Origin of the sequence: Streptomyces sp. NPDC002886 (assembly GCF_042888445.1) — a bacterium.
Classification (GTDB): Bacteria; Actinomycetota; Actinomycetes; order Streptomycetales; family Streptomycetaceae; genus Streptomyces.
The window spans coordinates 23,026-47,993 of record NZ_JBIAPV010000017.1; the positions used below are offsets into that span (position 1 = coordinate 23,026).

The following is a 24,968-nucleotide window of genomic DNA, read 5'->3' on the forward strand; positions in this document are numbered from 1 at the left end:
CGCCGCTCCCCCTGGTGGCCGGTGGGAAACGGCCGACCGGGCCCGGCGCCCGGCGTCACCCCAACGCCACCGCACGCACCGCGTACGCCACGTACGCCACACGACGGGGCACGCACCACGGCTCCGGCCGCCGTGCACGCCTTCACAGGAGCAGAGTTGTTCATACGGACGCACAGGGCTCGACGCGCCGCCGGGGCCCTCGCCCTCGCCACCGCCGTCGTCGCCCTCAGCACGGGGCTGACCGGCCCCGCGGGAGCGGCATCGGCCGCCTCCCCCACGAGTGACACCCCGCCCACCGCCACCACGGGCACCCCCGTGACCGTCACGCTGATCACCGGCGACCGGGTGACCGTGGACGGCAGCGGCGCGCTCGTCCGCTTCGAACCCGCCAAGGGCCGTGAACGCGTACCGGTCCAGATCGAACGCGCCGACGGCCGCACGCTGGTCCTGCCGGCCGACGCCCAGGCCCTGCTCGCCTCCGGCAAGCTGGACCGGCGCCTCTTCGACGTCACCACGCTCGCCGACCCGATCCTGCGCACGCTGCACCGCGACGGACTCGGCCTGATCGTCCAGTACGAAGGCGCCGCCGCGGCGGCCCGAGACGAGCTGCGGTCCGCCGCCGGCAAGGGAGCGGGGCGTGCCCTCCAGACCGTCAACGCCGAAGCCGTCCAGGCGTCGTCCGCTGACGCCGCGAAAGTCTGGGAGGCCCTGACCAACCCCACGGCGCGTGGCGCCCGGACCGCCGGGGCCGGCATCGGCAAGGTCTGGCTGGACGGCGTGCGCCGGGCGAGCCTGGACAAGAGCACCAAGCAGATCGGCGCCGACCGGGCCTGGCAGGCCGGGTTCGACGGCAAGGGCGTGAAGATCGCCGTCCTGGACACCGGTGTGGACAAGACCCACGCGGACCTGAAGACCCAGGTGATCGGGGAGAAGAACTTCTCCGACTCCCCCGACACCGCGGACCGGGTCGGCCACGGCACCCACGTGGCCTCCATCGCGGCCGGCACCGGGGCCGCGTCCGGCGGACTCCTCAAGGGCGTCGCGCCCGGCGCCAAGGTGATCAGCGGCAAGGTTCTCGACGACCGGGGCTACGGCAGCGACTCCGCCGTCATCGCGGGCATGGAGTGGGCCGTCGCCGAGGGTGCGGACATCGTCAACCTCAGCCTCGGCAGCCGTGACTTCCCCGGCGTCGACCCGGTCGAGGCCACCGTCGACCGGCTGTCCGCGGAGAAGGGCGTCCTGTTCGCCATCGCCGCGGGCAACGACGGCGCCGGCGCGTCCACCGTCGGCTCGCCCGGCAGCGCCGACGCCGCCCTGACCGTCGGCGCCGTCGACCGCAAGGACGTCCTCGCGGACTTCTCCAGCAGGGGCCCGCGCGTCGGCGACGGTGCGGTCAAGCCCGACCTCACCGCGCCCGGCGTCGGCATCGCCGCCGCGGCCGCCGCGGGGAGCACGCTCGACACCGATCCCGGAGCCCAGCATCCCGTGCCGGGTTACCTGGTGCTCAACGGCACCTCCATGGCCACTCCGCACGTGGCCGGAGCCGCGGCGCTGCTCAAGCAGAAGAACCCCGGCTGGACCGGTACCGAGCTCAAGGGCGCGCTGACCGCTTCCACGAAGGCCGGCGCGGCCGGCGTCCAGGAGCAGGGCACGGGCCGCGTGCAAGTGGACAAGGCCCTCACCCAGACGGTGATCACCGAGCAGCCGTCGGTGTCCCTCGGCACGGCCAAGTGGCCGCACGCCGACGACAAGCCGCTCACCAAGAAGATCGCCTACCGCAACCTCGGCAAGACCGACATCACCCTCGACCTCGCGGTCACGGGCACCGACTCCCGGGGCAAGCCCGCCCCGGCCGGGTTCTTCGTGCTCGGCGCCAAGAAGGTGACCGTGCCCGCGGGGGGCCGGGCCGAGGTCGCCCTGGCCGCCGACACCCGGCTCGGCGAGGTCGACGGCGCCTTCTCCGCCTACGTCACCGCCACCGGCGGCGGCCAGTCGGTGCGCTCGGGCGCGGCAGCCGTGCGTGAGGCCGAGGCGTACGACGTCACCATCACGACGGTCGACCGCGACGGCCGCCCCGCCCGCGAGTTCGCCCACTCCCTGTTCGGAATCGGCGGCGCCGCCGACGGCATCTGGGAGGGCATCAGCAACGAGACCGGCGCCCGCACCCTGCGCCTGCCCAAGGGCACCTACGCCCTCCACGGCGCCGTGTACCAGGACGGCTCGGACCTCACCAAGGGCGTGGACTGGCTCGTCCAGCCGCGACTCGAGGTCACCGGAACCACCAAGGTCAAGGTCGACGCGCGCACCGCGAAGCCGGTGGACATCACCGTCCCCGGTCTGGCCACGGCCGACTTCGCCCTGCCGTACTACCAGCAGAAGGTCGGCGAAGGCCACCTCGGCAACGGCTGGGTCCTCCCCAAGGGGTACACCGGGTTCCGCTCCGCCCACATGGGGCCGGCCGTGACCGACGGCTCGCTCACGCAGAGCTGGCTCGCGACCTTCCTGAAGGCGCCGGCCTCCCAGTACAACGTCGCCCTCGGCGGCGTGACGAACCGTCTGGCCACCGGCTACCAGAAGCACCTGAAGTCGGCGCAGCTGGCGAAGCTCTCCGTGGAGATGGGCGCGTCCGCCCGCGGCAAGTCCGGCTACGCCTACGCCGCCCCCACCCTGCCCGGCATGTCCCAGGGCGACTTCTACGGGGCCGTCCAGCCCGCTCCCGGCACCCGTACGCTCCTGCTCTCCGCCCTCGACGGCGCGACCTGGCGCAGCGGGTTCTGGCAGCTCGGCGCCCCGAACGCCGACGGCGACCAGCGCCTCGAGGCGGACCAGGCCTCCCTGGAGCCGAAGCGCTACAAGGCCGGCTCCTCGTACCGCGAGACCTTCAACACCGGGGTCTTCGGACCGGTCCTGGGCAAGGGCCTGGGCGTGTTCCGCAGCGCACCCGACCCGGAGACGGGGAAGCAGACCATCACCGGCGCGGTGCCCCTGTTCGGTGACGGCGCCGGCCACCCGGGCTCATCGGCGCTCACCAAGACCACCACCACCCTGTACCGCAACGGTGTCAAGGTCGCCGAGAACGCGGACCCGCTGAGCGGCTGGGAGCCCTTCACGGTCGACGGCGCCGCCGCCAAGTACCGGCTGACCACCTCCGTCGAGCGGTCCACGGACGTCTCGGCCGTCTCCACCCGCATCGACACGAGCTTCACCTTCCGCTCCGGCCAGGTCGCCGCCCACACCGCGCTCCCGGTCTCCACGGTGCGCTTCGACGCGGCGCTCGACACCGCCTCCCGCGCTCCGGCGGGCAAGGTCACCCGGATCCCCGTGACCGTGCAGGGCGCGGCCTCCGGGAAAAACCTCAAGTCGCTGACGATCTCCGTGAGCCTCGACGGCGGCGCGACCTGGAAGCAGGTCAAGGTCACCGACGGCGCGTTCTCCGTCCGGAACCCCGCCAAGAACCAGGGGATCTCCTTCCGGGCCCAGGTCACCGACAAGCAGGGCAACGTCTCCGCGGTCACGGTCGTCAACGCCTACCTCGGCAAGTGATCCCACTTCCCTGAGCCGGCGGCTGTACCTGCCACCGGACGCCTGCCTACCCGCCCGCCCGCCACGCATCGTGGCGGGCGGGCGGTACGCGTTGTCGTGCCGGGTCGTCTCAGCCCGGGCCCTGAGGGCTCTGAGCGGACAGGAGGCTCCCCGCCCCGTCCGCCCGGAAGGCCCTCCGGTAGGCGGCGGGTGTGGTGCGCAGGGCTTCGTGGAAGCGTCGGCGCAGGTTGACGGCCGAGGAGAGGCCGACGCGGTGCGCGATGGTTTCCACGGGCAGGTCGGTCTCTTCCAGCAGGGCGCGGGTGGCGGCGATCCGCCGGTCCAGCAGCCAGCGTCCGGGGCTGATCCCCAACTGTTCGGTGAAGCGCCGGGTCAGCGTGCGGGCCGAGACCTGGGCGCGGACCGCCATCTCGTCGACGCTGACCGGCTGGTCCAGCCTCCCGGTCAGCCATTCCAGCAGCGGGGCCAGCGAGTCCGCCACCGGCCCGGAGGTGGGCAGTTCGGCGTACTGCAGCTGGCAGCCCTCGCGGTGCGGGGGCATCACCATCTGGCGGGCGATCCGCATCGCGTACGCGGCGCCCTGGTCGGTGCGTACCAGGTGGAGGCAGAGGTCGACTCCGGCGGCCGATCCGGCGCTGGTCGCGACGTCGCCGTGGTCCACGTACAGCACGGCGGGATCGACCCGGACCCGCGGGAACCGGGCGGCCAGTTCCGGTGCCTGGGCCCAGTGGGTGGCGGCTCGCCGCTCGTCCAGCAGTCCGGCGGCGGCGAGCACGAAGGCGCCCGAGCAGATGCCGACGACCCTCGCACCGCGACCGTGTGCCCGCCGGATCAACTCGATCAGCGTGGTCGACACCTCGGTTCCGGCGGGCTGTTGCCAGCCCGGGATCAGCACCGTGTCCGCGCGCTCCAGGGCGTCCAGGCCCGTCGGCACCAGGAGGTCGTACCCGGCCTGGGTCCGTACCGGGCCGGGGTGCTCGGTGCAGACCTCGAACGCGTAGCGGGAGGGGATGGCCGGGCTGTGGTCGGCGAACACCTCGGTCGCGCAGGCCAGCGGGAAGGTCGACTGCGGAGGCTGCAGCACGGCCACGACCCGGTGGAGCGCCGGGGACTTCGGCAGCGGACGAGACGTCATGGCGCGAAAGTACCCCATCATGTCGTTCGGGACACTGGAGCGAGGAGATTGGTCTAGTCCAGCATCGTACTGTGACGAACGTACAGGCACAGGCGCAGCAACAGACAGACCCCCAGACGCAGACACACACGCAGACACGGAAACAAGCGGCGCAGACCGAGCCGCCGGGCGCCGGGGCCTCCTTGTGGGACCGCCGGTTCACGCTCTACTTCACCGCCCGTGCGGTCTCCTTGGTCGGCGACGCGATGATGCCGGTGGCCGCCGCGCTCGCGGTCGGCCCGCTGTACGGGATCTCCGGGGTCGGCCTGGTGCTCGGCACCTGGACCGGCACGTTCGTCCTCTTGGTCCTGTTCGGCGGGGTCTTCGCCGACCGGGTGGGGGCGCGCCGGATGATGGTGGGTGCAGACCTCGTCCGGGTTGTCACCCAGGGCGTGCTGGCTGCCGCGTTCTTCGCCGGGACACCACCGTTCTGGCTGCTGGTGACCATGGCGGCGGTGGCCGGCGCGGCGGTCGCGATGTTCCAGCCGGGCGTCAACGGCATGGTTCCGCTGGTCGCACGGGAACCGCAACGGGCCAACGCCACCCTCAAGGTCGCCGACGCGCTCGCCCAACTGCTCGGCCCGGCCCTGGCGGGACTGCTGATCGTGCTCACCGGCGCCGGGACGGTCTACGCGATCGACGCAGGCACCTTCGTCCTCAGCGCCCTGTGCCTGGGGCTCATCCGCTTCTCCCCCGCCGCCGCGTCCGAGGAAGCCCCGGCCGGCGCCGGCTCGGCCGCCGCCAAGCTGGTTTCGCTCCGTCGCGACCTGCGCCAAGGCTGGCGGGAGTTCCGCTCCCGCACCTGGATGTGGGCGGTGATCCTGATCTGGGTGGCGTACGGCGTACTGCTCTTCGGCCCGCTGGTGCCGCTCAGCTCGGCGGTGATCGGGGCCCGGCTCGGCCCGAACGCCTACGGCCTGGCCGTCTCCTTCCTCGGTGTCGGAACGGTGCTCGGCGGCTTGCTGGCCATGCGGCTGCGTCCGGCCCGGCCGCTGGCCGCGGGCGCGCTGGCCATGGTCCTGTTCGCGGTGCTGCCGCTCTGCGTGGCGCTGGGCGCCGGACTGCCGGTGCTGCTGGCGGGCCACGTCCTCGGTGGTGGGGCCTGGGCGTTCTGGTCGGTGATGTGGGCGACCAGCGTGCAGACCCACACGCCACCTGAGGTCCTCAACCGGGTCACCGCGTACGAGCTGGCCGGCTCGGTGTCCGGCATCGCGCTCGGTCAGATCCTGGCGGGCCCGGCCACCGAGCTGGCCTCTCCTCGCACACTGCTGCTGGTCTCGGCGGGCACCTGCCTGGCCGGCTGTGTGGCACTGCTGTCGATCCCGGCCATCCGCACCCTGCGCCGCGTCACTGGCGCCGACAGCGCCGAACCGGCGCCACTGACGCGCTGACGCGCTGATCGGACCTGGCCGGACCTGGCCGGTCGATAGGCTGCGACGGCCTCGAACAGACCCGCCGGAGAACGAGAACACGATGGACCTGATCCTCGACCCGCCGCACCGGGTGCACCCCCTGCGTTTCGGCATGGCCTTCGACGAGGCGATGGCCGCCGTGGCCCCGTGGGGCGAGCCGCGGGTGATCGGGCCGCGCCCGGGGCGCCCCGAGCGGCGGGCGCTGGGCTCCTTCGACGGGGTGGGCTACACCGCCTCCTTCGACGGGGAGGGCCGCCTCGACGCGGTCGAACTGTGGTGGCCGGGTGAGGGGCAGGCCACGACGACCCGGGTTCTGTTCGACGGCCTCGACGTGTTCGCCGACCCCGCCGACGAGATCCTCCGCCGGGTGCGCGAGCGCGGCTGGACGGTGACGGCCCCGGACACCGAGAGCCTGATCGTGCCCGGCGTCTCGCTCGGCTTCACCCGCCGGACCTCGCAGGAAGTCCACCGCGACGCCGCCGGGTTCCCCCGCTCCTTCACGTCGGTACTCGTCGCGGGCGCGGGCTACTACGACTTCCTCGCCTCCTCCTGAGCCCTGTCGCCGAGAGCCCGCCGACCGGTCTCGGTGCCGGGCCCGGTGCTGGGCCCCGCCTCACACTCGACTCCCGGCGTGTCCATGGGCTGGAGCATGCCCACCCGGACCTGACACGCACACAGAACCCCCTAAGAGGACGCTAATTGCGGCCTCGCGTCTGTTTTTTGCGCAGGATCATAGACTTCCTCCATGTGGAGTCGTAGCGTCCCGGGTTGAGCCACTTCCGCTCCCGCCGATCGAGCCGCAAGGACGTGCGTGCCCGTGCCCCAGCCCCCACAGAGCAATCCCCCGACGCCCGAGCAAGTCCGCTCCCTCAGACGGCGGGCCAGCGCCGTCTTCCTGGCCCTGTCCCTGACCGGAACCGCCGGCCTGACCGCCCTCACCTTCGGCGCCGCCCCCGCGGCGCACGCCGCCGGGGTACCCGCGCCGTCTCCGGTCGGCATAGCCGGGCGGGGCGCGAGCGTGCCGTTCACCGAGCTGGAGGCCGAGTACGCGGCCACCAACGGCGCGCTCGTCGGCCCCGACCGGCTCTACGGGAATCTCCCCTCGGAGGCGTCCGGCCGGCAGGCCGTGACGCTGAACGCCGTCGGCCAGTACGTCGAGTTCACTCTGACCAAGCCCGCCAACGCGATGTCCCTGCGCTACAGCCTCCCGGACACCGGCGACGGGAAGGGGCGCGACGCGACCCTGGACGTACGGGCGAACGGGCAGTCGGTGAAGACCCTGCCCGTGACCTCCAAGTACAGCTGGTACTACGGCGGTTACCCCTTCAACAACAACCCGGGCGACACCAACCCGCACCATTTCTACGACGAGTCGCGCACCTTGCTGGGCTCCACCTATCCGGCGGGCACCAAGATCCGCGTGCAGGTCACCTCGACCGCGCAGTCGCCCACCTTCACCATCGACCTCGCCGACTTCGAGCAGGTCGCCCCCGCGACCGGCAAGCCGGCCGGGGCGCTCGACGCCGTCGCCGACTTCGGCGCGGACCCGAGCGGCGCCACCGATTCGACGGCCCGCGTGCAGGCGGCCGTCGACGCGGGGCAGGCCCAGGGCAAGACGGTCTACATCCCCCCGGGCAACTACACCCTCTACGACCACGTCGTCGTCGACGGAGTCACGGTCCAGGGCGCGGGCCCCTGGTACTCCGTCTTCGGCGGCCGCGACCCGGTGAACCGCAACCGCGCCGCCGGCTTCTACGGCAAGTACGTCCCCGGCGGCGGCTACACGGGGCCGGTCCGGTCGCACGAGGCGAACGGACCCAGCAAGAACGTCACCCTCAAGGACTTCGCGATCATCGGCGACGTCCGCGAGCGGATCGACGACGACCAGGTCAACGCGCTGGGCGGCGCGATGTCCAACTCCACGGTGGACAACCTCTGGATCCAGCACGTGAAGGTCGCCGCCTGGATGGACGGTCCGATGGACCGTTTCACCATCCAGAACAGCCGCTTCCTCGACATGACCGCGGACGGCGTGAATTTCCACACCGGTGTCACGAATTCCCGAGTCACCAACACGTTCGTGCGCAACGCGGGTGACGACGGCCTGGCGTCCTGGCCCCAGGACAAGCCGAACACCAACATCAGCTTCGACCACAACACGGTCGTCCTGCCGATCCTCGCCAACAACATCGTCACGTACGGCGGCAAGGACTTCACCATCTCGGACAACGTCATGTCCGACACCATCAGCAACGGCGGCGGCCTGCACATCGCCAACCGCTACCCGGGGGTCAACTCCGGCAAGGGCACCGCGGTGGCCGGCACCATCACCGCCGCCCGCAACACCCTCATCCGCACCGGGAACAGCGACTTCAACTGGAACTTCGGTGTCGGCGCGATCTGGTTCTCCGGCCTGAACGAGGCCGTGCAGGGCGCCAGCATCAAGATCTCCGACACGGACATCCTGGACTCCTCCTACGCCGCGATCCACTCGATCGAAGGACCGATCAGCGGGGTGGAGTTCACCAACGTCAACATCGACGGGGCCGGGACCTACGCCATCCAGGCGCAGTCCAACCTCGCCGCGAAGTTCACCGGCGTCACCGCCAAGAACATCGCCCAGTCGGCGACCCCGATCCACAACTGCATCGGTGCGGGACTCCAGATCACCGACGGCGGCGGCAACTCCGGCTGGAACACGGGGCAAACCTGCTCCGGGCTGTGGCCCGCGCCGGTGTGGACCAACGGCGGTGTTCCCAGCAACCCGACCACGCCTCCCACCACGCCGCCGACGACCCCGCCCACGACGCCTCCCACCACGCCGCCGACGACCCCGCCGACGACGCCTCCCACCACCCCGCCGAACGGCAACCTCGCCCAGGGCAGGCCGGCCACCGCTTCCTCGGCCGTCCAGTCGTACACGGCGTCGAACGCCGTCGACGGCAACGCCTCCTCCTACTGGGAGAGCAACGGGAACTCCTTCCCGCAGACCCTCACGGTGGATCTCGGTGCCACCAAGCGGATCGGCAAGGTCACCCTCAAGCTGCCTCCGTCCTCCGACTGGGCCACGCGGACCGAGAGTCTCGCGGTGCTCGGATCCACCGACAACGCGGCCTGGTCCACCCTGCGGGCCTCCGCCGGCGTCACCTTCAACCCCGCCTCCGGCAACACCGCGACGCTCTCCCTGGACCCGGCCGACGTCCGCTACGTACGGCTGAACGTCACCGGCAACACCGGCTGGGCGGCGGGACAGATCTCCGAGTTCGAGGTCTACGCGCCGGCCGACGGCACCCCGACCACACCGCCGACGACCACTCCCCCGCCGACCACCCCGCCGGCCGGCACCAACCTCGCGCAGGGCAAGAGCGCGACCGACACGACCCACACCCAGGGCTACGTGGCCGCCAACGTCACGGACGGGAACCCCGGCAGCTACTGGGAGAGCAACAACAACGCCTTCCCCCAGTCGCTCACCGTCGACCTCGGCTCCACCCAGACCGTCGGCCGACTGGTCCTGAAGCTCCCCGCCTCCTGGGGCACCCGCGGCCAGACCCTCGCGGTGCTCGGATCCACCGACAACGCGGCCTGGTCGACGCTCAAGGCCTCCGCCGCCTACACCTTCACCGAGGGCTCCAACACGGTCACCGTCACGCTTCCCCCGTCCGGTGTCCGCCAGCTGCGCCTGACCTTCACCGGCAACACCGGCTGGCCCGCGGGCCAGCTGTCGGAACTGGAGGCGTACAGCTCGTAGCGCGTCCGCGCACCCCATACCGACGGCCGGCCCGGCTCCCTCCGGGCCGGCCGTCCGTGCGCGTGGGGGGGGCGGCCGGGCGTGAGGTGTCACTCCAGGCGGTCGAGGAGCTGGTGCAGGCCCTGGACCAGCCGGGCCCTGCCCTGCGCGTCGGCGAGGGCCCCGCGCCCCGAGGACGCCGCCGACAGGCGGCGACCGGTATCCGCCAGGGAGCAGGCCGACAGGTCCCCGTGTTCGGATCTGCTCCTCAGTCCGGCGGCCCGGGTGATCAGCTCGTCCTGGAGCACCCGGGCGTGACCCGTCAGTTCGAGCGCCGCCAGGTCGACGTCCCCGGCGGGCGGCACCGTCGCCGCGGTCCAGCCGAGTACCGCGGCCGCGAGCCGCAGGTGGACCTCCCGGTCCACCGGCATGCCATGCCCTACTTCTCCACCCGGATCGTGCACGAACCCCGTACCGGCCATCACAGCCCTCTTCCCGTTTCGGCGCCCTGCCGTCCTCGTTCCGGCGGGCGGCAGTCCTCACAGCGGAAGCGCTCACAGCGTTCCCGTTCCTCCTTCGGAACAGGGGAGCCCATCGGATGGGTGTCACGGGGAACTTTCCGGTTTTGCCGGTCGGCGCTCCATCCGGAAGGATCGCGGCATGTCCAGCGATCGTCTGATGCGTATCCACAGCGCCGAGTTCAAGGCCATGGCCGAGAGGGTCCTGCGGGTCACCGAACTCACCTCGCGCCTGAACGTCCTGCCGTTCGAGGACGAAGCCGGCAAGGCGCGCCTGTTCGAACAGATCCTCGGCAAGCCGCTGCCACCGAGGGTCACGATCTATCCGCCCTTCTACACGGACCACGGCCTGCACCTGGAACTCGCCGAGCGGGTGTTCATCAACCAGAACTGCACGTTCCTGGACTACGCCGGCATCCGGCTCGGCGAGCGCGTGATGGTCGGCCCGAAGGTCACGTTCATCACCGGCGGCCACCCCGTGGATCCCGAGGAGCGACGGCTCTACCTCACCGGCGCGCCCATCGACGTGGCGGAGAACGTATGGATCGGCGCCGGTGCCACGATCCTTCCCGGCGTCACCATCGGCCGGGACTCCGTGATCGCCGCCGGCGCCGTCGTGGCCGACGACGTTCCACCGGCGAGCCTGGTCACCGGCGGCAAGGCCACCGTGAACCGAAGCTGGTGACGCCCGGCGGACATCCGCGCGCGGGCGCGTGCACGGCCGCCTCCCGGACGGCACCATGTTCCGCCACACCTCGACGGGCAACGCGGGCACCGCGACCTTCGGAACCCGGGTGAAGGTCGGCTCCGACGCCCGTCAGGACCGCGTCGCCCTTGCGCATTCGTCCACGGAGGACTCGCCCCGTACGACCGGTCCGGCGCGGTCGTACGGGTCGACCTCCGTGCCCGGCTCGGTCGTTCGGCCGTCCGTGCCGAAGGGCGGTGTGAGGTACCCGGTGGGGGCGCCGCAGCCGCCGTTGGTCATGCTGTATTTGTACGAGACGACCGAGAAGGTGCCGGGCGCGGTGAGCACCTTGTCAGGGTTGTCCCAGCTCAAGACCAGTTCGCGCCGGACGATCGTGCGCACGATGTCGTCATCGCCGCCCTCGCCCGCGCGGGTGACCGGGTAGACGAAGGTGACGTCGGCGGTGACCTGGAGCCCGCCGTGCTCGCCCTCCTGGTACGTGAGCCGGCCCCGGGTCTTCACCACGTCGCCCACCAACCGGGCGTGGGAGGGCTGGAAGCGGCTGAAGAGGAAGACGGGGTCGTTCCCCTCGCTCGGGCTGCGGAAGGCGGTCGCCAGAAGGTTCTGGACGTCCTTCTGGTGCGGGTTGATCAGTGCGATCGCCTTCTCGGGGTGCTCGCCCCGCAGCACCCCGGGGTCCAAGTTGGACGCGACGAGGAAGTCCCGGCTCCGCGTCAGGTCCCGTTCGACCTCGGCGGCACTCATCCGGCCGACGGCGGCTGCCTCCGGCACGCTGATCCCGGCCTCCCCGCTCGCCCAGCTCTCCGCAGGTGAGCCGCGGAACGGCTCTTCCCTGGTGGGGCGTTCGGCGGCCGTGGCCGGTGGCGCCTGCGTCGGGCGGGCGGTTTCACCCGCCAGCGGTGCGGAGTGGGACTCCGCACCGTCGAACAGGTCCAAGACCCGTTCCGGCGCGAGGGCCACCACCAGCAGCGCCAGCGAGAGCAGCAGCCCGGCCGCGTACCGGCCCGTGCGCCGCTTGGGCCGCGCGGGCGTGTAGCTGCGCCAGCCCGCCGGGCCGGCCGCGGGTTCCGAGCGGAGCCTCCTCGCCACGGCTCGGGCTCGCGCGGACGGTTCTTTGGGGGCGTCGGCGGTACCGGCCACCGACTCGCGCAGAAACCTCTCCCACTCCTCGTCGGATCTGGAAGAACCGTCCGGCTCCGTACCCGCGCCCATCCCCAAGCCCCCATTGATCTGCGATCGGTCGACAATGGTCCACCCCTCGAACCATGTTCGAATCATGACACGGGGTAGCCGGCGGTGATCTCTCGGCCCCGGGCAGCACCGCGCCGCGCGCGGAGGGTGGTGTGCAGGGCCCAGGCCGTCACGAGCGCGCGGGCGACAACGGCCGCGATGCGTACGGCACTCCAGGTGTGCGTGGCGACGGCCCCGTCCGGTTCGGGGTCTCCCGGCAGCCGCAGGCTCATGTCGACGATCGCGATCAGCGGAACCGTTAGCCGGAAGACCTGCCCGCGCAGATGCGACCGGCGAGCCGGCTGGATACGTACGCCTCCCCGGCGTGTACGGCGCGGACGGCCTCGTCGAGCCGGGTCTGCGGATCCTCCTTGAGGATCAGCCCCAGCGCGGCTCGTGCCGGAATCGTGTGCTCCGCCGGTCCGGCACGTGGGGCGTTCGCCCGTACCGCCTGCGGACCCGGTCCGCCGGCTACCGGCCGGCGCCGGGGCGGGCGATGTCGAGGAGGAGCGTGGAGAGCTCCTGCGTGACCGCCTCCACCGCCAGGATCTGTTCGCGCACCGGTGGGGGAAGGTGCGTTCGCTCCCACAGGGTCACGGGCTGGTCCGCTGGGCGGGCCGTCCACAGTTGCTCCAGGTCGGCTGCCGGCTTTGCCAGCGAGTGCGCCGCGTGGTGGGCGACGGCGCCGACCGCGCTGCCCAGGGGGTCTCCCGAGTCGCCCTTCGGGCCGAACAGCTCGAACTCGGGCAGGTCGGTGAGGGTGAGGACGGTGGAGGTGATGTGGGGCATCCTCAGTACCCGCTGAACCCAGATGGGGCCGGGCGCCGTTTCGGGCAGGCTCGGATAGTCGGGGGCGGCGGTCAGCGTGACGTACAGGATCCCGGCGAAGGCCCGGTGCGGCCGGTCGGGCGTCCAGAGGCCGCCGCTCAGGGCCGCCGCGAGCCGGTCGATCCGCGCGCGGGCGTAGGCCACGTCGCCGGCCCATTCCGGTTCCAGATCCGCGATCCCCGCGGCCCGGACCGCGCGGGCCCGATCCCCGATCGTCAACGGAACCGGGCCCGTTCCGTCACGGGGTTCCTGCGCATCCACTTTCTGCGCATCCGAGTCTTCCGCATCCGCGTCTTCCGCACTGCGGGCCTCGATGTGGGCCTCGATGTGGGCGTCGAGGACCTCGTGGGCACGGCGCCGGCGCTTCTCGCCACCGACGAGGTCCAGCCATCCCGCCGCGGTGCGCCCCCGCGGCTCGCCGGTCTCCAGCGGGCCCTCGTGCAGGCGCCCGGTGTACGCGCCGTCGACCCAGCCGACCAGCGCCGACAGCTCCACGTCGTCGACCAGGACGTCCGCCTCGCGAGCGGCCCGGCAGGCGGCGAGAGCCAGCAGCGCGACGACGGGCATCCACTGCGACGTGAACCCCGCGCCGTCCGGTGCGTCGGGGCGGCCGGGGCGCGGTCCGGGCGGGCCGGGCACGGGCCGGTTGTCGTAGCCGGTGTGCCACACCACCAGCGCGCCGCAGGTCAGTACGGCCCGCCGCCACGCCACCGTCCCGTACGCGGCCCGGTTCCGCTGCTCCCAGTCCTGCCCGTCAGCCATGATGCGTCCCTCCCAGGGAACCGGCGTGCTGCCGATCCCCTGGGAGGCTAACGCCCCTGCCTCAGGCGCGGGCCCTCCGGCGGGGCGGCAGCGGTCAGCGGCGGCCGGTGGACAGGATGACGAGGAACTGGCCGCCGCCGGCCTGGATGTCCGCGGTCACCGGGAGGCCCGGTACCAGTCGGGAGAACCGGTCCACCAGCCAGTCGGCCGCCTCTTGGGCGTCCTTCTTGGTGGGACAGCGCCCCACCATCTCGCGGCCGCCCTTGCGCTCCAGCCTCTCGGCCACGGTGATGAGCGGCGCGGGTTCGACCACGTACAGGCGGTCGGGCCAGGCGATGACCACCTTGACCGCGCCCTTGCGGGTGTTGCACCCGCGGTGCGCGAGCCGCTCCGCGACCTTGGCCTTCTTGTCGGTGGTCCGGCTGTCGACGCTGGGCCCCCGCGGGTCGTTCACCGACTCGTCGGGGTCGACGGGTTCGTCACACACCCAGCACTGCCAGTTGTCGCGCTCGGCCACATCATCAAGGAGACTCATCCGAGCAAACTACCTGCCCTGTCGCCACCCCGTGCACCGGGGCCGCGCCGTGAGACCGCTGGTGGTGGCCCACGCACGACAAGTGCGGGCCGTGTGGTCGGGCCTGCGGGTCCGGTGGACGTCTTCGTCGGCCGAAAGAACGGTTTCCCCTGCGCGATTCAGCCGTCGAGGGAAGCGAGCCAGGTGGTCAGCAGGCGGTTGACCTCGTCGGGACGCTCCTGCTGGATCCAGTGCCCGCAGCCGTCGAGCACGTGGGAGGAGGACAGTCCGGGGAGGGTGGTGCCGTGGGCCTCGATCGTGTCGGCCATCCAGGTCGTGGAGGCGTCCAGGGAGCCGCCGATGAACAGGGACGGCTGCTCGATCGGGGCGCCGGCGTACGGGGCCAGGTCCTCCCAGTCGCGGTCCATCGAGCGGTAGCGGTTGAGGGCGCCGGTCATGCCGGTGCGCTCGAACTCCCCCGCGTACACGTCGAGATCGTCCTCCGTCAGCCAGCCGGGCAGTGTGCCGACGGGGAAGCGGTCGCGCAGCCGGCCGCCGGCGCGCACCACGAAGTGCGGGTCGGGCTCGCCCGGGGCGGGCATGGTGTCGGCGGAGAGGGCGGCGTAGAAGCCCGCGAGCCAGCCCCGGACGTCGGGCTCCACCTCCGCTTCCGCCCGGCCCGGCTCCTGGAAGTACGAGACGTGGAACTCCTCGTCGCCGCCCATCCGGGCGAAGAGCTCGGTGGGGCGGGGGCCTCCGGGCGGCGCGTAGGGAACGCTCAGCAGTCCGACCGCGCGGAAGACCTCGGGGTGGAGGAGGGCGGAGGTCGCCGCGATGCCGGCGCCCCAGTCGTGCCCGACGACCACGGCCTTCTCCTCGCCCAGTGCGTGCACCAGGGCGACGTTGTCCTCCACCAGGTCGAGCATCCGGTAGGCGTCCACCGCGGCAGGCCTCGAGGAGCGGCCGTAGCCGCGGACGTCGAGCGCCACGGCCCGGTACCCCGCGGCCGCGAGGGCCGGGAGCTGGTGGCGCCAGGAGTACCAGGACTCGGGGAAGCCGTGCACGAGCAGGACCAGCGGACCGGCGCCCTGCTCGACCAGGTGCAGCCGGCCTGGAGGTGCCTCGATGGTCCGGTGGCGCGGGCCGGTATCCGGCGCGGGCTGGTGCATGGCTTCTCCTCGGTTTCACGGGCCGTCTCGGTTGCCCACCGATCATGCGGCGGGGCGGGCTCCCGACGCGAGCGGCGTTGCCAATCTGGCAAACTCGCAGGACAGCGGGGTGGACGCGGTGCGGCCGGAGGGAGCGGGGAGACGGTGACGGACCACGAGGCGACGGCGACGGACCACGACCCGGCCGCCGCGCTGACCGCCATGGGCCCCCGGCTGCGGGCCGCCCGCGAGCGGATCGGTGCCACCCTCACCGGCGTGAGCCGTGCGACGGGCATCTCGCCGAGCACGCTGTCGCGGATCGAGACCGGCCGGCGCAAGCCGACCCTGGAGGTGCTGCTGCGGCTCGCGCAGGCCTACGGCGCCTCCCTGGACGCGCTGGCCGGAACCACGCCCGCCGCCGCGACTGGCGCCGCGCCCGGCGCGGCGGCCGGACCGCGCACGCCCGTACCGCAGCGGCCCGGCGACGACGACAAGGCGGTGTTGCCGCTGACCCGGTACGTGGGGGGCCTGCACGCCCACAAGCACGTCCTGCCCGCCGTCGACGCGCCGCCGGCGCGGCCGCGGCAGGTCTCCCACGACGGGTACGAGTGGCTGTGCGTCCTGTACGGACGGCTGTGGCTGGCGCTCGGCGACCAGGACCTCGTCCTGAGCGCCGGAGACGTGGCCGAGTTCGACACCCGCACCCCGCACGGAGTCGCGAACGCCGGACCCGGCGGACCGGTCGAGTACCTGATCATGTTCGGGCCGCAGGGAGAGCGCCTACGCCCCCGCACCCCTCCGGCCCCGCACCGGGCCCGGTAGCACGGATCGGCCTGGGCCCCAAGCCCCGGGCAGGGGCCGCTTCCCCGTCGTCGACATGCCCGGACGCCGTACGCCGCGGCGGAGCTCACCGTGGGTGTCCTTCGCCACCCGTCGGGGACGGCGGCCGGGGTGGTGGGGTCATCGCCCACCGGATCGTCCGGGTCAGCGCCTGCCCGGAGAGGCGTACGCAGGTGTCCACCGGGGCGCTCGCGCGGCGCAGGCCCAGCATCTCCGGTGCCCACGGGGGCAGCAGGGCGATCGCGTTCGCGGCGAGCAGCGCGTACGGAGCCCTGGCCGGCCGGGGTAGCGGCGGGTCGCGGAGGATGAACCGCGCGGCGTCGAGCGCCTCGGGCGTGGCCCGCAACTCCGGGCGGTACCCCGCCAGGAGGGCCCGTAGCGAGGCCCGGTCGCGGGGCGGGTCCAGTACACCGAGGGCCGTCGCCACCCGCGCGGTGTCCGCGACGTAGGCGTCGTATCCGGCCGCGTCCAGCGGGTGCGCGCCGAAACGCTCGTGCGCGCGAAGGAAGCTGTCGACCTCCGCGGCATGCACCCAGCCCAGCAGGTGGGGATCGGCTGCCCGGTAGGGCTCGCCCGCCGCCGTCGTTCCCCTCACCCGTTCGTGGACCGCCCGGACCCTGTCGACGGCGAGCTGTGCGTCCCCGGCGGTGCCGTAGGTGGTGACCGCGAGGAAGGTGCTGGTGCGCTGGAGCCTGCCCCAGGGGTCGCCGCGGAAGCCGGAGTGCGCCGCCACGGCGGTCATGGCGAGCGGGTGCAGGGACTGGAGCAGGAGGGCGCTGAGGCCTCCGATGAACATCGAGGCGTCTCCGTGGACCGTCCGGATGGGGCGGTCGGCGTCGAACCAGCGGGGGCCGGGTGTCGTGTGGATCCGTGCGCGGTTGGCGGGGCCCGAGGGTCCCGCCACGCGGCTGAACAGCACCGAACCGAGCCGCCCCCGTAGGCTCCGGTCCGCGCCGGAGGACGTGTCCATGGTGGTGTCCTGCCCTCCCGGAGCCCGGTTCAATGCTCCGCCCGGGTCCGGCCGGAAGCTCCCGTCAGCACGCGTCCTCCCTGTCGGGGGCGCGGCTGAGCCTGCCGGGCCACCACGCGGCCGGCCCGATGTCCCGGACGAGGGCCGGTACCAGGAGGGACCGGACGAGCAGCGTGTCGAGGAGCACCCCGAAGGCGACGATGAAGGCGATCTGGAGCATGAAGGCCAGCGGGATGACCCCGAGCGCGGCGAACGTGGCGGCGAGGACGACTCCGGCGGAGGTGATCACGCCGCCGGTGGCCACCAGTCCTCGCAGCACTCCCTGCCGGGTGCCGTGCAGAAGCGATTCCTCGCGGACGCGGGTCATCAGGAAGATGTTGTAGTCGACCCCGAGGGCGACGAGGAAGACGAAGCCGTAGAGCGGTACGGAGGAATCGGTCCCGCTGAACCCGAGGAGCCGCTGGAACACGATCGCGGAGACGCCCAGGGTCGCGACGAAGCTGAGGGCCACGGTGGCCACCAGGAGGACGGGCATCAGCACCGAGCGCAGCAGCCCGACGAGGATGATCAGGATGATCACCAGGACCACGGGGATGATCAGCATGCGGTCCTGCCCGGCGGTGCGCTGGGTGTCGTACTGCTGCGCGCTGCGGCCGCCGACGATCGCGTCCGCATCCGGTACGGCGTGGACCGCCTGACGCAGCCGGACGACGGTCTGCTGGGCCGCCCTGCTGTCCGCGGGTGCTTCGAGCGTGGCGTCGAGGCGGACCTTGCCGTCCGCCACGAGCGGTGCGCCGCCCGGCGGCCCGGGTGCGGTGAAGGGGGTGACGGCGGCGACACCCTCGGTGCGCTCGGCCGCCCGCGTGACCTCGTCCAGTCGGCCCGCGTCCGCGATCACCACGGCCGGGCTGCCCGATCCCCCGGGAAAGTGCGCGCTCAGGGTCCGCTGGGCGGCCACCGACGGGGCGTCGTGCACGAAGATCTCGTCCAGCGGCACGCCCTTGGCGTTGAGCGTGGGCGCGAAGGCCGCGCAGGCGAGGAGGACGGCGAGGCTCAGGGCCCAGACCTTGCGCGGGGCACGGTCCACCACGGCCGCCACGGCCTTCCAGATCCCGTGGCCGGCGCCGTCGTCGGCGCTGTGGCCGATCTTGGCGGGCCAGTAGGCGGCCCGGCCGAGCAGGACGAGGACGGCGGGGAGGAACGTCAGGGTGCTCAGCACCGCGCACACGATGCCGATCGCCCCCACCGGGCCGAGGGCGCGGTTGTTGGTGAGGTCGCTCAGCAGCAGGGCGAGCAGGCCGAGCGCGACGGTGCCCGCGCTCGCCGTGACGGGGCCGACCGACCGGCGCAGGGCCGCCCGGACGGCGGCGAAGCGGTCCGGGACGGCCTGGAGCTCCTCGCGGAAGCGTGCCGTGAGGAGGAGGGCGTAGTCGGTGGCGGCGCCGATCACGAGGATCGAGAGGATGCCCTGCACCTGTCCGTCGACGCGGACGACGCCCCGGTCGGCCAGCACGTAGACGATCGCGCAGGCGAGTCCCAGGGCGAACACCGCTCCCACGATGATCACCACCGGGAGCAGCAGGCTGCGGTAGACCAGCAGGAGGATCAGCAGGACGGCGGTGAGGGCAACGGCCAGCAGGAGTCCGTCGATTCCGGCGAAGGCATCGGAGAGGTCGGCCTGGCTCGCGGCCGGGCCGGCCACCTGCGCGACGGTGCCCGGGACCTTCTCCGCGGCCGCCTCGATCTCCTTCAGGGTGCGGGGCAGCTCCTCCCCCAGATCGGGCTTGAGCGGTACGACGCCCTGCAGCGCCCGGCCGTCGTTGGACAGAACGGCGGCGGAGGCGGGGCCGGCGGAGAAGGAGTCGCCCGCCGGCAGGCCGGCGCCGCTCAGACCGGCCAGGGCCCGTGATGCGGCCGCCTGTTGCTCGGGGCCCAGCTTCGCGCCGGGTGTCTTCGCCGTCCAGACCACGATCGCCGGCAGGCTCTCACCCTGCCGGAAGGCCTCTTGCGCCTCCACCACCCGGGTGGACTCGGCGCTGCGGGGCAGGAAGGCGGTCTGGTCGTTGGTGGCAACCTCGCCGAGCTTCCCCGCGTACGGGCCCAGCCCGCCTCCGACGAGCAGCCACGCGACGAGCAGGACGACGGGTACCAGCCATCGGGTGAACCGTGATGAGGCAGACATGACGCTCCGGGAATCCATCGATCCGTCGATCCCTCTCGACAGGTGGCCGTCCCGTGAGGGAGACGGGTAGGACGACCGGCGTATCACCGGCGACGACCGGCGACGCGTCAGCCGGGAGGGCCGGCGCTGTTCGCCCGTACCACCATCTTCTCCGGGAAGGGCCGTTACGGATGCGGACCGGCCGGCGCCGGCCGGTGGGCCAGGGCGAGCAGGTGCATGCTGGTTACGGCGAGTTCCGGATGGCCGTCGGCGAAGCGGGCGGCGGCGAGAGCCTCTTCGAGTACCTCCGGGCCGAAGTTCCGTCTGCCGGTGTGGCGCTCCCGGGCTTTCAGCGCCGCGTAGGCGGGACCTTGCAGCCCGTGGACGACCGGGTCGGCCAGGCCCGCCTGCCGGGCCTCTTCGCACAGCTCCGCGAGGAGGTGGTAGGAGGTCGTCGGGCCGTTGCGGCGGGTACGCAGTCCGGTCGCCGCCACCTCCAGGGCCCCGTCCGCGCCCGGGTCCAGCAGCCTGGCGTACCGGTTGAGAGCGGCTGCGGCCACCAGGCCTCCAGGCCTGACGGTCCGGTGCGCCTCCCGCCATGCTCGTGCGCGCCCGGAGGCATCGGGCAGGTGGTAGAGGGGTCCGAGCAGCAGCACCGCGTCGAACGACGCGTCTTCCTGGTCCAGTCGCCGGGCGTCCCCGACGACGGCCGTCAGCCCGTCGTCGCGGGCGCGGCGAACGTGCTCCTCCACGGGGTCGACCACGGTGACCCGGTGGCCGTCGTCCGTGAGCCACCGGGCGTGCACGCCCGGGCCGCCGCCGACATCCAGGATGTCGGCGGGCGGGTCCGGCAGGCGACGGCGCAGCAGCTCCCTGGTCCGGAGCAGCTCGAGGGTCCCGATCGTGCGGCCCGAGGTCAGCCGGGTGGCCTCGTCGCCGCCGCCGTAGAAGGCGGTGATCTCCGGCAGCAGCGCCACTTCGGCCTCCTCGGGAAGGACGGACGTCCGGGCGTCCCACTGGCTTGTCCGTCCCGTCCCGTCCCGTCCATCCGGTCCATCCGAGAATGCCACCGGCCGCGCCAGGGTCGCCACCCGCGCCACCCCTGGGTGGCGTGTCTCCCCCGCTTGCCCAGGGCGCGGGCTATCGCCCCCTCTCGGCCGGGCCCTGCGCGTTGCGGCGGAGGGCGTCGCGGAGGCGGGCGGCCTGGGTGACCAGGCGGGAGCGGCCCGGCCGGGCGGTGACATCGGCGAGGCCCCGGGGTTCGGGCGACGCCGCTCCCGACTGTTCCACGCAGTCGGCGGCCGTCGCGAGGAGGTCCCCGGCGCCCCTCGGGTCGGCCGTCGCGGTGAGCAGCGCGGGGAGCAGCGCGGCCAGGACCGCCCACGTGGTCGCGCAGGCGCCGGTCGCGGCGGCCGTGCGCAGCGAGTCGGCGAGCCGGTTGGGTTTGACCGTGCCCAGGTCGAGGAGTTCACCGAGGTCTCCTCCCAGTCGCCCCGCGTCCAGTTCGTCCCGGGCCGCGAGGGTGAGCAGCGCGTCCACGGCCCGCAGCCGGTCCTCGGGGTGGCGGGCGCCCAGGCCGGTGGCCACGGCGAGGTGCAGGGCCGGACCGGCGGGTCCGCCGGCCGCGGCGAGGCCGGGGAGTGCGGCGAGGCCGCCGCGCCCTTCGTGGACGGCGCAGGCCGTGATCTCGGGGAGCCACCAGGCGGCCAGGGTCTCCCGCTCCTCGGGCAGGGCCGCGATCAGCAGGGCCTCGTCCCCTCCGTCCCAGCAGCGGCCCGTGGCCTCGCGGGCCCGTGCCAGTCCGTGGAACGCGTCCGGGAACTCCCGCAGCACGGTGGCGCGTTCCGCCGTGTCGAGCACGAGGTGCGCCGGGGTCTCCCCGTAGGCGTAGGGCACGGCCGACGCGGTGCGGCGGGTGAGGGCCGCGGGCTCTCCGGCCTCGCCGAGCCAGGCGGCGAGCCGGTCCCCTTCCGGTGTGCCGAGGGCGGTCGCGGCGGAAACGGCGGCGGCGTCGCGACGGACCCGCAGCAGGGCCTGCCCGAAGTCCACCGGGGCGGGCCGCTCACCGAGGCGCCCGTACTCGGCGAGGCGCTCGACGAGCACCCCGGGGTCCAGGGTGCCGCTCTGCCCGGTGGGGGTGGCGAGAAGGAAGGGCAGCGGCCGGGTCGTGAAGTGCCGGGCGGCTTCGGCCAGGCGCGCGTGGCGGGCGACGGCGAACGCCGTGTGGTGGCAGTCGCTGCGCCAGGCAGCGAGCAGCTCCGGTGCCCGCCCCGTCGGGCGCCCGTCAAGGACGGCGGCGGCGATGTGCGCCAGTCCCTCCAGGTCACCGGTGGACCAGCGGGACCTGGCGGGGTCGAGCCACCACTGGTCGGCGAGCGCCGGACGCAGCGCTTCGGCGAGGGCCGCGCGGTCCCGGTGGACGTGGCGGACCAGGCCGTCGAAGCCCCGCTCGAACTCCTCGACGGTCGTCGTACGGGAGTTGAGGACGGCGGCGACGAGTTCCACGGTCTCCGCCACCGTCCCGGGGGCCGGCGCGAGCCGTGCCTCGACCGGCGGCGGCGGAAGGAGCTCCTGGTAGGGGCCCGCGTCCTCGGCGGGGGCGGCCGCGTCCTGCCCGAGGAGTTCGACGGCGCGGGCCCGGTGGGCCGGGCTCAGCAGCCGGGCCTGCGCGGCGAGTTCGGCGCATAGGGCGGGGTCGTCGGTGAGGTGAAGGGCGGCCAGCTTGAGCGCGCGCTCCTGGATGTCGGTGTCGGTGTGCCCGAAGGCTTCGCCGAGCACCGGCAGCAGCTCGGAGGCGGCGGCCGGGTCACGGCGCAGCTCCTTGCCGATCAGTACCAGCTGGGCCCGGACGAGCTTCTTCTCGGGCCGGAAGAGGACGGCTGCCGACATCTCGGCCAGCAGTCGGGGGGTGAGGTGGCCCGCGGCGGCGAGCCGGGCCAGGGTCTGCTGGGCGTGCCCGGCCACCGGGGACGGGGCATCGGCCGTCAGCGCGATCCAGTCGGCCGCGCGCTCACGCTCTTCCGGCTCGGTGGGCCGGAGTCCCTGCCAGATCGCCTGATAGGGCTTCAGCTGGTTGTACTTGCCTCCGCGCAGGAGACGGGCCGTACATCCGTCGAGGAGGGCGGCACGGTCCACGATGCCGTCCGCGGCGAGTGCGGCCAGGGCCGCCGGCCAGTGGTGGGGATCGTGCGGATCGCACCGCCAGCCCAGGGCGCGGACCGGCTCGGCGGTCTCGAACAGGTGCGGTACGAGGGCGCCGGCGTGGGCGTCGCCGCGCAGGGCGCGCGCGAGCGGGGCACGGGAGGTGCCCACGGCCATCGCCCAGCCTTCGACGCAGCCGTCGGTGGTGGGCATCGGGCAGTCGGCGATCCGGACGAGTTCGCTGATCAGCGGGTAGTCCTGCTCGACGGTGGAGGCCCGGGCCGCCAGCCGGTGGGCGAGGTCGCCGAGCCACTGGGGGTCCCGGTCGGCCAGGACGTCGAGCAGTACTCCCATGGGCACCTGCTGCCAGCGGCGCATGTCCCGGGCGCCGATCCAGGCGGCGGCCGCTGCCGCGCCGGTGTGGCAGGCGGCTCCGGCGACCACCAGGGCCGGGCTCATCAGGTCCCGTTGCTGCCAGCCGTCCCAGCCCTGGGCACGCAGTTCGGCGCGCAGCTGCTTCAGGCCGACGAGCAGGTCCCGGCGCCGCGTACCGTCCATCGGCCGGAGGAGACGGGGCAGTTCGGCTGTGCGTCCCGTCCGCACCGCGTCGAGGACTCCGTCGGTGGAAGCCTGGTCGGAGGTGGTGGCCCGCTCGGGGGCGGAGGTGGTGTTCATCGCGCGACTCCGGTGGTAGCGGTCGAGGTAGCGGAAGCGGTGGAAGCAGCGGAGGCGGAACGGGCGGTGTCGGTGTCCGCCCGGAGGGCCATGCGGGTGGCGAGGGCGTGCTTGCAGGGGCCGCGGCGGCCCCGGTGGTCGGCCCACCACTGGCAGGTGCAGCTGAGTGCCCCTCCGGACTCGCGGACCTGGTAGCGGCGTTCACCGGAGGCCACCACGGAGGTGCCGGAGCGGTCCAGGGTGACCGCGCCGGCGTCGAGCAGCGCCCGGGCGGCGACCAGGCGCGGGTTGTGGCGCTCGGCGCGCCGGGCGTCGTAGGGCAACTCGCGGTGGAAGTAGGCGGCTTCGGCGATGTCGTAGCCGACCCGTCCGGCGGTGCCGAGCCGGGTCAGTGCGGCCCGGACCCGATCGACCGGGAGGCCCGACTGGTCGGCGAGGTCTGCCGGGTCGATGCGGGGTTCCCAGGCGAGCAGGACGGAGATCAACTCGGCGTCCTCGGCCGCGGTGTCGGTGGCGAGGGCCTCCAGGACGGCGCCTTCGCCGGAGAATCCGCGGTCGGCCTCCGGGGAGAGCGTGAGGGTGAGCCGCATGCCGGGCAGGCCGATCTCCCAGGCGGAGGCGGTGGGGTTGGCGCCGTCGGCCGCGGGGCCGTACACGCGCAGACCGGTGGCCTGTCGCAGTACCCGCTGGAAGGCGCCGAGCCGCTCCGGGCCGGGCAGGCAGACCGCGCCGGGGACGGGCCGGGTGGTGGGGCGCAGCGCGCGGCCCGCGGGAACCACCCACAGGGGGCGGCCCGCGGCTCCGCCGCCCGCCGGGGTGCGCGGGAGGGAACGCAGGAATCGGGCCGTTTCGGCGGCGTCCAACTCGGCGCGCAGGTCGAAGCCCGTGGTGATGGCCTGGGACTCGGCGAAGCCGCGTAGCCAGCGGTCGGGCAGCGGCACCTTCTTCTCGACGACGGCGCCGGCCAGGGTGGTCACCGCCAACGCGTCGGGGCCGACCCGCAGGTGCAGCGGATCATCGCCGGTGAGCCGGGACAGCGCCTCGCGCAGCGGGTTGTTGACGTCGACGTTGGTGGTGCCGTGGCCGGTGTCGGCGCCGCGCAGACCCTCGGGCAGCACGTCGAGCCGGGCGTACACGCCACAGCAGCCGGAGAAGGATTCGAAGCGCAGCCGGTCGCCGTTGCCGGTGACCACCGGGTCGAGGGAGGCGCGCAGCGCGCGGCGGTGGTAGCGGGCCGCGGCCACGTCCGCGACGGCGAGCAGCGCGCGTGCGGCCGCCTGAGGGGCGCTCAGGAACCCGGCGAAGAACTGCGGGTTGGCCTCGGCTCCGGCCGGGGTCAGGCCCCCCGCGGTCTCCAGTCCGAGGGACTGTCCCGTCGCGGCGGAGGTCAGTGAGGAGGGACGGACATAGGCGAGCGTGTGAGCGGTTCGCGTCATGAACGGGACGTTAGGCGGAGCCACTGACAACGCCGCGGAGCGTCCACAGGGGTGGCTCCCCGGCCTCGCCACGCATGAGCCCGAGCCCCCTCCGCAGGCCCCGCGCCATGGGGCGCAGCAGGTTGGCACCCCGGACCGCATCGATCAAGATGGCTGGTATGCGGGGCCTGTTCGTCGGCG

At 73.3% G+C, this 24,968-nt stretch carries 18 protein-coding genes; 6 read left to right on the plus strand and 12 right to left on the minus strand.

Translation table 11 applies throughout. From position 1 onward, the window contains the following. Positions 1–156: 156 nt before the first annotated feature. The gene (locus ACFYYB_RS40295; protein WP_389443366.1) at positions 157–3,543 is read left to right on the plus strand and encodes a S8 family serine peptidase; all 3,387 of its coding nucleotides are present in this window, start codon (positions 157–159) and stop codon (positions 3,541–3,543) included. A gap of 109 nt (positions 3,544–3,652) precedes the next feature. Here ACFYYB_RS40295 and ACFYYB_RS40300 read toward each other — a convergent pair whose 3' ends face one another. Beyond that, positions 3,653–4,678 carry a GlxA family transcriptional regulator gene (locus tag ACFYYB_RS40300; protein WP_389443368.1) on the minus strand — a complete coding sequence of 342 codons (1,026 nt, stop codon included), beginning with the start codon at positions 4,676–4,678 and terminating at the stop codon, positions 3,653–3,655. A 71-nt stretch (positions 4,679–4,749) separates the two neighbouring features. On the opposite strand from ACFYYB_RS40300, the gene ACFYYB_RS40305 reads away from it, so the two are divergent. The 3 genes from ACFYYB_RS40305 (at position 4,750) to ACFYYB_RS40315 (ending at position 9,880) form a co-directional block, all read left to right on the plus strand. Continuing rightward, the gene (locus ACFYYB_RS40305; RefSeq protein ID WP_389443370.1) at positions 4,750–6,108 is read left to right on the plus strand and encodes an MFS transporter; all 1,359 of its coding nucleotides are present in this window, start codon (positions 4,750–4,752) and stop codon (positions 6,106–6,108) included. A gap of 82 nt (positions 6,109–6,190) precedes the next feature. Beyond that, on the plus strand, positions 6,191–6,682 hold the full coding sequence (locus ACFYYB_RS40310) for a hypothetical protein (protein ID WP_389443372.1): 492 nt from the start codon (positions 6,191–6,193) through the stop codon (positions 6,680–6,682). Between the two features lie 264 nt (positions 6,683–6,946). Next, positions 6,947–9,880 (plus strand): discoidin domain-containing protein, encoded by a 2,934-nt coding sequence (locus ACFYYB_RS40315; RefSeq protein WP_389443374.1) that lies wholly within the window; start codon positions 6,947–6,949, stop codon positions 9,878–9,880. Between the two features lie 89 nt (positions 9,881–9,969). Here the strand turns inward: ACFYYB_RS40315 and ACFYYB_RS40320 are convergent, their stop codons facing one another. Beyond that, positions 9,970–10,290, minus strand: a complete 321-nt coding sequence (locus ACFYYB_RS40320; RefSeq protein WP_389443376.1) for a restriction endonuclease — start codon at positions 10,288–10,290, stop codon at positions 9,970–9,972. Between the two features lie 229 nt (positions 10,291–10,519). Here ACFYYB_RS40320 and ACFYYB_RS40325 point away from each other — a divergent pair, with 229 nt between their 5' ends. Then, positions 10,520–11,062, plus strand: coding sequence for a sugar O-acetyltransferase (locus ACFYYB_RS40325; RefSeq protein ID WP_389443378.1), 543 nt, complete (start codon positions 10,520–10,522; stop codon positions 11,060–11,062). 132 nt (positions 11,063–11,194) lie between these two features. Here the strand turns inward: ACFYYB_RS40325 and ACFYYB_RS40330 are convergent, their stop codons facing one another. The 5 genes from ACFYYB_RS40330 to ACFYYB_RS40350 form a co-directional block, all read right to left on the minus strand. Beyond that, entirely contained in the window at positions 11,195–12,295 is a 1,101-nt protein-coding gene (locus ACFYYB_RS40330) for a hypothetical protein (protein WP_389443380.1), read from the minus strand. 62 nt (positions 12,296–12,357) lie between these two features. Continuing rightward, the gene (locus ACFYYB_RS40335; RefSeq protein WP_389443382.1) at positions 12,358–12,546 is read right to left on the minus strand and encodes a hypothetical protein; all 189 of its coding nucleotides are present in this window, start codon (positions 12,544–12,546) and stop codon (positions 12,358–12,360) included. A 238-nt stretch (positions 12,547–12,784) separates the two neighbouring features. Next, entirely contained in the window at positions 12,785–13,903 is a 1,119-nt protein-coding gene (locus ACFYYB_RS40340; RefSeq protein ID WP_389443384.1) for a hypothetical protein, read from the minus strand. Between the two features lie 94 nt (positions 13,904–13,997). Further along, positions 13,998–14,438, minus strand: coding sequence for a hypothetical protein (locus tag ACFYYB_RS40345; protein ID WP_389443386.1), 441 nt, complete (start codon positions 14,436–14,438; stop codon positions 13,998–14,000). Positions 14,439–14,596: 158 nt separating this feature from the next. After that, on the minus strand, positions 14,597–15,586 hold the full coding sequence (locus ACFYYB_RS40350; RefSeq protein ID WP_389443388.1) for an alpha/beta fold hydrolase: 990 nt from the start codon (positions 15,584–15,586) through the stop codon (positions 14,597–14,599). 201 nt (positions 15,587–15,787) lie between these two features. Between ACFYYB_RS40350 and ACFYYB_RS40355 the strand changes: the two genes are divergently transcribed. Further along, positions 15,788–16,387, plus strand: coding sequence for a helix-turn-helix domain-containing protein (locus tag ACFYYB_RS40355; protein ID WP_389443468.1), 600 nt, complete (start codon positions 15,788–15,790; stop codon positions 16,385–16,387). Between the two features lie 85 nt (positions 16,388–16,472). On the opposite strand, the gene ACFYYB_RS40360 is transcribed toward ACFYYB_RS40355, so the two are convergent. From ACFYYB_RS40360 to ACFYYB_RS40380, 5 genes are all read right to left on the minus strand, one after another. Beyond that, positions 16,473–17,375, minus strand: coding sequence for an oxygenase MpaB family protein (locus tag ACFYYB_RS40360; protein WP_389443390.1), 903 nt, complete (start codon positions 17,373–17,375; stop codon positions 16,473–16,475). A 64-nt stretch (positions 17,376–17,439) separates the two neighbouring features. Then, positions 17,440–19,557, minus strand: a complete 2,118-nt coding sequence (locus ACFYYB_RS40365) for an MMPL family transporter (protein WP_389443392.1) — start codon at positions 19,555–19,557, stop codon at positions 17,440–17,442. Positions 19,558–19,721: 164 nt separating this feature from the next. After that, positions 19,722–20,513, minus strand: a complete 792-nt coding sequence (locus tag ACFYYB_RS40370; protein ID WP_389443394.1) for a class I SAM-dependent methyltransferase — start codon at positions 20,511–20,513, stop codon at positions 19,722–19,724. 163 nt (positions 20,514–20,676) lie between these two features. Continuing rightward, entirely contained in the window at positions 20,677–23,352 is a 2,676-nt protein-coding gene (locus ACFYYB_RS40375) for a DUF6493 family protein (RefSeq protein WP_389443395.1), read from the minus strand. Next, positions 23,349–24,788, minus strand: a complete 1,440-nt coding sequence (locus tag ACFYYB_RS40380) for an SWIM zinc finger family protein (protein WP_389443396.1) — start codon at positions 24,786–24,788, stop codon at positions 23,349–23,351. Before ACFYYB_RS40380 ends, ACFYYB_RS40375 begins: the two co-directional genes overlap by 4 nt. Positions 24,789–24,968: the final 180 nt, after the last annotated feature.

Bases quoted from the DNA above. Each gene is read 5' to 3' on its own strand.
- ACFYYB_RS40310 (WP_389443372.1), top strand. From the start codon at position 6,191: ATGGACCTGATCCTCGACCCGCCGCACCGGGTGCACCCCCTGCGTTTC.
- ACFYYB_RS40340 (WP_389443384.1), bottom strand. From the start codon at position 13,903: ATGGCTGACGGGCAGGACTGGGAGCAGCGGAACCGGGCCGCGTACGGG.
- ACFYYB_RS40330 (WP_389443380.1), bottom strand. From the start codon at position 12,295: ATGGGCGCGGGTACGGAGCCGGACGGTTCTTCCAGATCCGACGAGGAG.
- ACFYYB_RS40365 (WP_389443392.1), bottom strand. From the start codon at position 19,557: ATGTCTGCCTCATCACGGTTCACCCGATGGCTGGTACCCGTCGTCCTG.
- ACFYYB_RS40335 (WP_389443382.1), bottom strand. From the start codon at position 12,546: ATGAGCCTGCGGCTGCCGGGAGACCCCGAACCGGACGGGGCCGTCGCC.
- ACFYYB_RS40380 (WP_389443396.1), bottom strand. From the start codon at position 24,788: ATGACGCGAACCGCTCACACGCTCGCCTATGTCCGTCCCTCCTCACTG.
- ACFYYB_RS40355 (WP_389443468.1), top strand. From the start codon at position 15,788: ATGGGCCCCCGGCTGCGGGCCGCCCGCGAGCGGATCGGTGCCACCCTC.
- ACFYYB_RS40375 (WP_389443395.1), bottom strand. From the start codon at position 23,352: ATGAACACCACCTCCGCCCCCGAGCGGGCCACCACCTCCGACCAGGCT.
- ACFYYB_RS40345 (WP_389443386.1), bottom strand. From the start codon at position 14,438: ATGAGTCTCCTTGATGATGTGGCCGAGCGCGACAACTGGCAGTGCTGG.
- ACFYYB_RS40320 (WP_389443376.1), bottom strand. From the start codon at position 10,290: ATGCCGGTGGACCGGGAGGTCCACCTGCGGCTCGCGGCCGCGGTACTC.
- ACFYYB_RS40300 (WP_389443368.1), bottom strand. From the start codon at position 4,678: ATGACGTCTCGTCCGCTGCCGAAGTCCCCGGCGCTCCACCGGGTCGTG.
- ACFYYB_RS40325 (WP_389443378.1), top strand. From the start codon at position 10,520: ATGTCCAGCGATCGTCTGATGCGTATCCACAGCGCCGAGTTCAAGGCC.
- ACFYYB_RS40360 (WP_389443390.1), bottom strand. From the start codon at position 17,375: ATGGACACGTCCTCCGGCGCGGACCGGAGCCTACGGGGGCGGCTCGGT.
- ACFYYB_RS40350 (WP_389443388.1), bottom strand. From the start codon at position 15,586: ATGCACCAGCCCGCGCCGGATACCGGCCCGCGCCACCGGACCATCGAG.